5 protein-coding genes are annotated in these 9,429 nt (G+C 70.8%); all 5 read right to left on the reverse strand.

Annotated elements, in window-relative coordinates; translation table 11 throughout:
* Positions 1-547: 547 nt before the first annotated feature.
* Complete coding sequence (locus AQI95_RS37310) at positions 548-1,417, reverse strand: shikimate dehydrogenase family protein (protein ID WP_067134724.1); 870 nt, start codon at positions 1,415-1,417, stop codon at positions 548-550.
* A 157-nt stretch (positions 1,418-1,574) separates the two neighbouring features.
* Positions 1,575-2,525: a class I SAM-dependent methyltransferase gene (locus AQI95_RS37315; RefSeq protein ID WP_067134727.1), complete on the reverse strand. Its 951-nt coding sequence runs from the start codon at positions 2,523-2,525 to the stop codon at positions 1,575-1,577.
* A 42-nt stretch (positions 2,526-2,567) separates the two neighbouring features.
* Positions 2,568-4,202, reverse strand: coding sequence for a bifunctional 3-(3-hydroxy-phenyl)propionate/3-hydroxycinnamic acid hydroxylase MhpA (gene mhpA / locus AQI95_RS37320; RefSeq protein ID WP_107121865.1), 1,635 nt, complete (start codon positions 4,200-4,202; stop codon positions 2,568-2,570).
* Positions 4,203-4,225: 23 nt separating this feature from the next.
* The gene (locus AQI95_RS37325; RefSeq protein ID WP_067134733.1) at positions 4,226-5,008 is read right to left on the reverse strand and encodes an arylamine N-acetyltransferase family protein; all 783 of its coding nucleotides are present in this window, start codon (positions 5,006-5,008) and stop codon (positions 4,226-4,228) included.
* Positions 5,009-5,012: 4 nt separating this feature from the next.
* Positions 5,013-9,429, reverse strand: a 4,417-nt coding sequence (locus tag AQI95_RS49950) for a type I polyketide synthase (protein WP_159056644.1), incomplete at its 5' end; no start/stop codon positions are given.

The following is a 9,429-nucleotide window of genomic DNA, read 5'->3' on the forward strand; positions in this document are numbered from 1 at the left end:
GTCTGTCCGCGTCCTGACCGGACGTCGGCCCTCGCTCCCCAGTACGCTGCTGACAGACGGAAGACGGGCCTCCCCCCTGTCGCCTGTACGCGTCAACTTCCTTTTGGACGGACTGTTTCAGCCTACAGCGAAGCAGAAATTCACTGCTTCAAACATATGCACGGGGGGAGACGGGAACCGTGGGCAATAGCGGTCCCCATGGCGAAGCGAGACCTCCCGCGCGACCGGCGGAGCGGGGTGAAGACCCACCCGTCCTGAGGGGAACCGGATTTGCGGCGGCCCTGAAGCCAGGCGTGATCGCCTTGGCGGACGGGAGAACACAGGTCCGATGCCTGCATCACGAAAGTACCGGCAATGGGGCCGCCAGGCAGCGGCCGACCAGGGCGGCTGCGGCGCGCGCCCTGCTGCGCTGTCGAGCGGCTGATGCGCGAGGACGATCCGGAGGGCGTCGTCCGGAGTGGAGCCGCCCTGGCGGCTGGTCACGGCGATCGCGGCGGCCACTCCAGGGCGGCCCGTCCCGCGATGTCGGTGACTGGCCGGACTCGGATCAGGACACCCGTCGCCCGGCCCCGGGTCCCCTGTCGCCCCGGTCCGCGGTTCGTGGCGTGCCCAGCCCGAAGAACGCCCGGTAGGAGTCCACCTGGCCCGTCAGCATGTGCATTCCGTGGTGTACCCGGAGGCCCAGCGCAGCCGCTTCCCGCAGCAGCGGTGTGTCCCTGGGTTTCATGATGATGTCCGCCACCACGCAGCCGGGGGCCAGATCACGGGGCGAGAACGGCAGCGGGTCGTCGGGGCGCAGACCGAGCGGGGTGGCGTTGACGGCGATGTCGCTGTCGTGCAGCGGTGGTTCGGCGGCGGCGTGGACGCGGCCCGGCCAGTGGTCGGTGAGCCGGGCGACGAGCGCGGCCAGACGGGGCCCGTCCGGGTCGGAGATGGACAGGCTGTCCACGCCCGCGGTGAGCAGGGCCGCCGCGACGGCGCTGCCCGCACCGCCCGCACCGAGCAGCGCCACTTTCCGGCCGGCTGGATCATGTCCGGCCCCGGTGAGGCCCGCCACGAACCCGGAACCGTCGAAGTTCTCGGCGAGCCAGGCGCCGTCGGCCTCGCGTCGCAGCGCGTTGGCGCTGCCGGTGATCTCCACGGTGCGGCTGTGCCGGTCCGCCAGGCGTACGGCGGCCGTCTTGTGCGGCACCGTCACGAACAGGCCGTCGAGGTTGCCGACGCATTGCAGACCGCGGACCACGTCCGCGAGGTCGACGGGCCGGACGTGCACGGGAACCAGTACCGCGTCGATGCCCAGCTCGGCGAAGAGCGGGTTGAGCAGTCCGGGCGACTGCACCTGGGTGACCGGGTCACCGAGGACGGCGTAGAGACGGGTGGTTCCGGTGACGGGTGCCGGGTGCGCGGCGTCGGTCATCGTGACCCCTCCGGGTGCTGAACAGTGCGGAACGCGAGCGGTTCCCGGACGGCGAGGACCAGGTCCGTCGGCCCTTCGGCGAGATCGTACCGACCGTCGCCGAAGGGCTGCCGCTCGTGGATGCGGCGCGGAGCGGCCCTGGCTCCGCCGACGGCGATCAGATCTTCTTGGCCACGTAGAGCCGGTAGCTGTCCACCGGCGGCATGAACTGCGACGGCAGTACGCCCATCTTCTTCAACAGCTTGGTGGAGCCGCTGTCGGTGTAGCCGGCGAAGGAACCGCCGACGGCCTCCGGGCCGACACGCTTGGCCATGTGGCGCTGGATGGCACCGACCCGCTGCTCGCGCAGCGCCTTGTGGAAGGAGCCGTCGGGGGACAGACGCTGGTGGATCGCGGCCTGCACCTTCGACGAGATGTCACGTTCGACGACCCACTCCAGGCCGAGGTCCTTCGCCTGCAGCTCCTTCAGGAAGGCGTGCCGCTGCGTGGTGTAGAGGTCGACGTGCGTGAAGAAGCCGCCCGGCTTGAGCACCCGCGCCGCCTCCTGGAGGAACTTCTCCAGCCTCGGGTAGTTGTGCGCGCTCTCGATGTTCACGACGACGTCGACCTCGCCGTCCTCGAAGGGCAGGTTCTCCGCGTCGCCCTGGACGTACCGCAGCCCGGCGCGGGACAGCGCGGCGTTCGCCCGGTTGACGGCCTGCTCCGACAGGTCGAGACCGACCATGGTCTTCGCGTGGATGACACGGGAGAGGAAGTTCAGTCCCTCGCCCAGTCCGCAGCCGACTTCGAGGACGAACTTGTCCGCGTAGTCGTCGAGGTCGATCGGGACCTCCCGGAGAGCGGCGAAGTAGAGTTCCTCGGAGAAGCCGTCCGTGTCGTAGTCGAGGAAGCCGGGTATGCGGGCGTTGATCTCCTTGGCCACCTGCTCGTCGTGGTAGCCCCAGTTCCACAGGATGCCCTTCTTCGACATCCGGGCCTGGAGGTCGTAGCTGGTGGAGATGTTCTTCTTGTGCACGCCCTCCTTGGCGCTCTGGCCGCTCTGATCGTCGGTCAGATTGATCTCGTTGACACTCGTGAACAAGCCGTACATGTCTTCGCGTGCGCCCATGTTCCGTGTTCCTTTCTCATGGTGCTTGTCAAGTGGGACATCTCAGTCGGCGGCCGGGAGCCGTGCCCCCAGCCGGTGAGCCAGTTCGTCCACGAGCGCGCCCAGCGCCTCTGCCCCGCGCGCCGCGCCGAAGACGGTGAAGTCGGGGCGCACCAGCACGGCGGTCGCATCGTTCTCGGCCAGGTACGGCAGATACCGGTCCTCGATGTCGAGCACGGCACCGTGAGCGGGCTCGTGCGGTTGTGCGCCCGCGGACAGGACATGCGCGTAGCGCGTACCGAGGCCGTCGAGGAAGGCTCGCCTCCGATCGTCCAGCAGAGTCGCCGGATCGGCGGCGGCGAGCAGGACGAAGCCGAGGCCGACGATCTCGTCCAGCGGCCCGTCCCCGTCGGCACCCGCCACCCGCGCCTGCGGGAACAGGGTGCCGGCGGGCAGCAGCGGTGCCCCGTCGCCGCCCAGGTGGAGCAGCCCGTCGGTGAGGGGGATCGCGGTCGACATCGGCAGCGCGCCGCCCCCCTCGCGGTCGCGCCCGGCCAGCATGATCGCATCCCGGTCGGCGGCCGCGGCGGGGTCGGTCACACAGATCACCTTGCCGAGCTTCACGGACGTGGTGACGGCGTTCTGGACGTGCGCCCGGCGCTCGACGGTGTACGTGTCGAGTACGCGGTCGTCGGCGAGGCCGCGCAGCAGCAGGTCGAGTTTCCACGACAGATTGGCCACGTCCCTGAAGCCCGAGCACATGCCCTGCCCAGCGAAGGGCGGCATGAGGTGCGCGGCGTCCCCCGCGATCAGCAGCCGGCCCTTGCGCCACTCCGCCGCCCAGCGGGCCTGGAAGGTGTAGACGGCGTGCCGTTCGAGGGTCGCGTTGTCGGGGCGGACGGAGAACATCTCCAGCATGCGCCAGAGGGTTTCGTCCCGCTTCAGCTCCTCCATGCTCTCGCCCGGCAGCCGCATGAACTCGAACCGGCGGTGTCCCGGACCGGCCGACACCGCGGTCCGCGGCCGCTGCGGGTCGCAGATCTGGAGGTTGTTGGGGTGGAAGTCGCGGGGCTCGTTCAGTACGACGTCGCAGATGAGCCAGTCGTAGAAGAATCCGAGGTCGGTGAGGGAACTCTCCATCGACTCCCGGACGAAGCTGTTGGCCCCGTCGCACCCGACGACGTACCGTGCGGTGAAGGTGTGTTCCCGCTCGTCGGTGTCCTCGCAGATCACCTCGACCAGGTCGCCCCGGTCGTCGAGTTCGACGACCTCCTGTCCGCGGACGACGCGCAGGTTCGGGAAGTCGGTGCCGCGGTCGATGAGCGTGGCTTCCAGTCCCGGCTGGTACATGGCCGTCGCCTGCGGCCAGCCGCAGTGGCCGTGCTCGGCGCTCTCCATGTGCAGCAGGGTCTCGCCGGCGGCGTTGCGCCAGGCGTAGTCCCGTGAGTTCTCGCCGAACTTGTCGAGGAAGGGCCCGATGCCGGCCGCCGCCAGGATGCGGGCCGCCTCGTCGTCGAAGCCGACCGCCCGCGGCATGGGGTACGGCTGGGGCCAACGCTCCACGACCGTGATCCGCCAGCCGCGCCGGGCCAGCAGGACGGCCAGCACCTGACCGACCGGGCCGTAGCCGACGACCGCCACGTCCGTGTCGGTGGCGGCGACCGCTCCGGTCCCGGCGCCGCTGGTCTCCGTATCCATCGTCATCTCTGTCGCGTCCCGCCTCAGCCGTTGCCCGAGCCGGCGAGGATGTCCTTGACCACGCCCTCGAATTCGGCCTTGTCGATCAGCGTGCGGACCGATTCGTGGCCGTTCTCCACCCGCAGCAGCCGCCTGCCGGTGAGCACGAGCTGCCCGTTGTCCGTGGCGCGGCCGCGCAGCACGGTTCCGGCGAACAGCGAGTCCTTCACGATCTGCTCGACGGCGGTGTCCTGCGGACGGTCCCAGTCGGAGACGGCGCGGGCCGTCAGCTCGAACCGGTACACCGACCGCCAGTCCCCGGTGGCGGCCTTCCGCTCCAGCACGTGGTACGCGCCGGCCGTGCTGAGCCGGTAGGCGCAACCGAACTGGTGCTGCACCTCGTCGGTCATCCGCAGCGGCTCCAGATACGACGGACCGGCGAAGCCCACGTCGGCGAGCCAGACCTCCCCGTCGAGCCGCACGCAGTTGAAGGTGTGCTCGAAGTCCGGCCCGAACTGCCCGTCGGGCCAGCGCTGGGACGCGGCCAGGATCGAGACGTCGTAGCCGAGTTCGGTCAGGAGCCTGCGGAACAGGCCGCTCAGGTCGTGGCACACACCGCCCGCGCCCCCGGCGACGATCGCCCGGAACGTCGCGTCGACGTCGATGTCGACGACGTTGCGGAAGCCCGTGAAGCTCTTGATGAAGTCGCTGCTGTCGTAGGCCAGCGACATCATGTGGTTCTTGTGCAGCACACGCAGCGTCTCGACGCTGGGCTCGGGCACCTCGCTGAAGCCCAGGCGGCGCAGGTAGGTCTCGACCTCGAACATCCGGCTACTCTCCGTTCTCCAGGTGGTCCCACTTGGCCAGCAGCTCGCGCAGTTGCGAGACGGCCCGCGCGCGCGACGCGTCGTCGTGCAGTGCCGGGGTCACCGCCAGTTCCAGCTTGGTGAATTCCTCCGTCACGGCCTGCGGTGTGACGGTGAGGTCGGGCTCCAGGGTGTCCCGCATGAGTTCGGCGATCATGCCGGCGGTCGGGAAGTCGTAGATCAGTCCCTGCGGCAGTTCGAGTCCCGACGCCCGGTTGAGCCGGTTGCGCAGCTCCAGACCGGTCAGCGAGTCGAAGCCGATGTCCAGGAAGGCGATCCCGTCCTCCACGGCCGCCGAGCCCGTGACATGACCGAGGACCTGCCCGGCCTCCGCCAGCACCAGGTCGGTCAGTACCGTCTGCCGCTCCTGCGGGGACAGGTGCAGCAGCCGGGACCGCAGTGCCGCGCCGTCGTCCTCGGCCGCCTGGTCCGCGCCGACGGCGGCCGCGGACGCCGCGGCGAGGGCGGTGACTTCGGGCAGCGCCCGCAACAGCGGACGCTCCCGCGCGACCGTGAAGGACGGCGCGAACCGCGACCAGTCGATGCCCGCGACCACGAGATGTCCCTCGTCGCGCGCCATCGCCTGGTCCAGGGCCTCGACCGCGAGATCGGGTCGCATCAGCTCCACCCCGACCCCCGCGAACTCCTCGGCCACGGAGTCGTCGACCATGCCGCCGCCGGCCCAGGCGCCCCAGGCCACGGCGGTCGCCGCCCGCCCCCCGGCACGCCTGCGGTGCGCCAGCCCCTCGACGAAGGCGTTGGCGGCGGCGTACCCGCTCTGGCCGGCGCCACCCCAGGCGGCGGCTCCGGAGGAGAACACCACGAACACATCGAGGGGACGGTCGGCCAGCAGCTCGTCGAGGTGTACGGCACCGGCGACCTTCGCCCGGCCGACCTCGGCGAACTCCGCCAGCGTGCTGTCGGGCAGCCGCTTCGGCTCCTGCGCCGCGCCGGCCGTGTGGAAGACGGCGGTGACGGGCCGGTCCGACGGCACTTCCGCGATCACTTCGGCGAGCGCCGCCCGGTCGGTGACATCACAGGCCGCGACGGTGACACGGGCGCCGAGCGCGGTCAGCTCCGCCTCCAAGGCCGCCGCGCCCTCGGCGGCCGGGCCGCGACGGCTGAGCAGCAGCAGGTGCGCCGCGCCCCGGGCGGCGGCCCAGCGCGCCACGTGCGCACCGATGCCGCCCGTACCGCCGGTGACGAGCACCGTTCCGCGCGGCGTCCAGCCCTGCGCGGGCCCGGTGTCGTCACCTGCGGCAACGGACTCGGCTCGGATCATGCGCCGCGCGTACGCGCCCGTGGACCGGATCGCCACCTGGTCCTCACCGTGCTGTCCGCACAGCGCGGCGACCAACCGGCTCAACGCGGCTTCGTCGGGCTCGGCGGCCAGATCGACCAGTCCGCCCCAGGTCTTCGGGTGGTCCAGGGCGAGCACGGTGCCGAGTCCCCACATCATCGGCTGAGCCGTACTCGTCACCTCCCCGTCTTCCAGGACCGCGACGGCCCCCGAAGTCAGGCACCACAGCGGGGCGGTGACGTCCAGGTCCTTGAGAGCCTGCACGAGGGTGACAGTGGCGGCCGTGCCGCGCGACAGCGTCGGGTGGGCGGGATCGGGCCGCTCGTCCAGCGCGAGCAGGGACACCACGCCGACCGGCCTGCCGGACTCCGCGTCGAGACGCGCCCGGACGAGCTTCGCCAGGGTCTCCCTGTCCTCACCGTCCACGTCCACCCGTACGACGCGGCCGCCCTGCGCGGTCAGCGCGCCACTCGTGGCCGCCGCCGTCGCGTCGGCATGTCCTGTGGGCGCCAGCATCAGCCACATGCCGTCGGCGACGGCGGCACCCGGTGCGAGCGCGTCCGTGACGGGCTGCCAGGTGATCCGGTAGCGCCAGCCGTCCAGCACCGCCTGGTCCCGATGGCGGCGGCGCCACGCGGACAGGGCCGGCAGCACATCGTCGAGGGCAGTCGCGTCGAGCCGCAGGGACCGCGCCAGCGAGTCCGCGTCGCCACTGTCCACGATCTCCCAGAACGCCGCGTCGACCGGATCGGCGACCGTCTCGGGAACGCTCGGGCCGTCGCCCTCGATCCAGAACCGCTGGTGCTGGAATGCGTAGGTGGGCAGGTCCGCGCGGTGTGCGTCGCGGCCCGCGAAGACCTGCTCCCAGTCGATGCCGAGGCCGCGTATGTGCAGCTGCCCGAGCGCGGTCAGCAGGGCGCGTTCCTCGTCGACGTCACGCCGCAGCGACGGTACGCAGTCACCGGCGACCATGCCCGTCAGGGTGCCGTCCGGTCCCAACTCCAGGAAGGTGGCGACGTTCTGGTCGCGCATGGCCTGCACACCGTCGTGGAAGCGGACCGTGCCGCGTACGTGCTCCACCCAGTACTCGGGCGAGCACAGCCGACCGGCATCCGCCACCTCACCCGTCAGGTTCGACACCACCGGCAGGGACGGGGCGTTGTACGACAGGCCGGCCGCGACCTTCCGGAAGTCGTCCAGCATCGGGTCCATCAGCGGCGAGTGGAAGGCGTGCGACACCCGCAGCCGCTTCACGCGGCGACCGTCCAGGGCCTCGGTCACGGCCAGCACCGCATGCTCGGCGCCCGAAAGCACCAGGGAGGTCGGCCCGTTGACGGCCGCAATGCTCACACCCTCCGACAACAGCGGCGTGACCTCATCCTCGGCGGCCTCCACCGCGACCATCACACCACCGGCCGGCAACGCCTGCATCAACCGACCACGCGCCACCACCAGCGCCGCGGCATCCTTCAGCGACCACACACCCGCCACAAAAGCGGCAGCCACCTCGCCGATCGAATGACCCGCCACGAAATCGGGGCGCACGCCCCAGGAGCGTACGAGGCGGTACAGGGCCACCTCGACCGCGAACAGAGCCGGCTGCGCGTACCGCGTCTCGTCCAGCAGCTCGCCGCCCTCGAACACCACATCCTTCAGTGAACGGCCCAGCTCCTTGTCCACGGCCGCACACACCTCGTCGAAGGCATCAGCGAACACCGGGAAGGCGCCGTACAGTTCACGCCCCATCCCCACACGCTGCGAACCCTGCCCCGTGAACAACACACCCAGACGCCCGGACACCACCCCCTCCGGACGCACCGACCCGAGACCCTCCCGCGCCTCGTCCACCGAACCCGCCACCACCACCGCACGATGCTCGAAGTGCGTGCGGGTGGTCGCCAGCGAGTACGCCACGTCGGTGAGGCGCACGTCACGATCGGAGTGCAAGTGGGACGCCAGCGTCTCGGCCTGGGCCCGGACCGCCTCCGGGGACTTGCCCGACACCAGCAGCGGTACGAGGGCGTCCGGAGTCGCCGCACGGTCCGCCGGGGGCTCCGCCTCGACGGCCTCCAGGATGACGTGGGCGTTGGTGCCGCTGAGGCCGAAGGAGGAGACCGCGGCACGACGCGGACGCCCCTCCTCCGTCGGCCACTCCCGCGACTCCGTCAGCAGCTCCACCGCACCCGCCGACCAGTCCACCTTCGGCGACGGCTCATCCACATGCAGCGTCTTCGGCAGCACACCGTGCCGCATCGCCTGCACCATCTTGATCACACCCGCCACACCGGCCGCCGCCTGCGCATGACCGATGTTCGACTTCAACGAACCCAGCCACAACGGCTCACTACCGGCCCGCTCCTGACCGTACGTGGCGATCAGCGCCTGCGCCTCGATCGGGTCACCCAACGACGTACCCGTACCGTGTGCCTCGACGACGTCGATCTCGGACGCGGTCAGACCGGCGTTCGCCAACGCCTGACGGATCACACGCTGCTGCGAAGGACCGTTCGGCGCGGTGATGCCGTTCGACGCACCGTCCTGGTTGATCGCCGCGCCCCGTACCAGGGCCAGCACCTCGTGGCCGTTGCGCCGGGCGTCGGACAGGCGCTCCAGCAGGACCAGACCCACACCCTCGGCCCAGGCCGTACCGTCCGCGCCGGCCGCGAACGACTTGCACCGGCCGTCGGGGGCGAGGCCCCGCTGCCGCGAGAACTCCACGAAGCTGCCGGGCGTGGCCATGACGGCGACGCCGCCGGCCAGGGCGAGAGAGCACTCACCGCTGCGCAGTGCCTGGACCGCCGAGTGCATCGCCACCAAAGACGACGAACACGCCGTGTCCACCGTCACCGCCGGACCCTCGAAACCGAAGGTGTACGCCACCCGGCCCGAGATGAAGCTGCCCGCGTTGCCGTTGCCCAGGAAGCCCTCCAGCTCGTCGGGTACGCGCGTCAGTGTGGTGGCGTAGTCGTGGTACATGGCGCCCGTGAAGACACCCGTACGACTCCCCTTCAGCACCGTCGGATCGATCCCGGCCCGCTCCAACACCTCCCACGACACCTCCAACAGCAACCGCTGCTGCGGA

Origin of the sequence: Streptomyces yokosukanensis (genome assembly GCF_001514035.1) — a bacterium.
Classification (GTDB): Bacteria; Actinomycetota; Actinomycetes; order Streptomycetales; family Streptomycetaceae; genus Streptomyces; species Streptomyces yokosukanensis.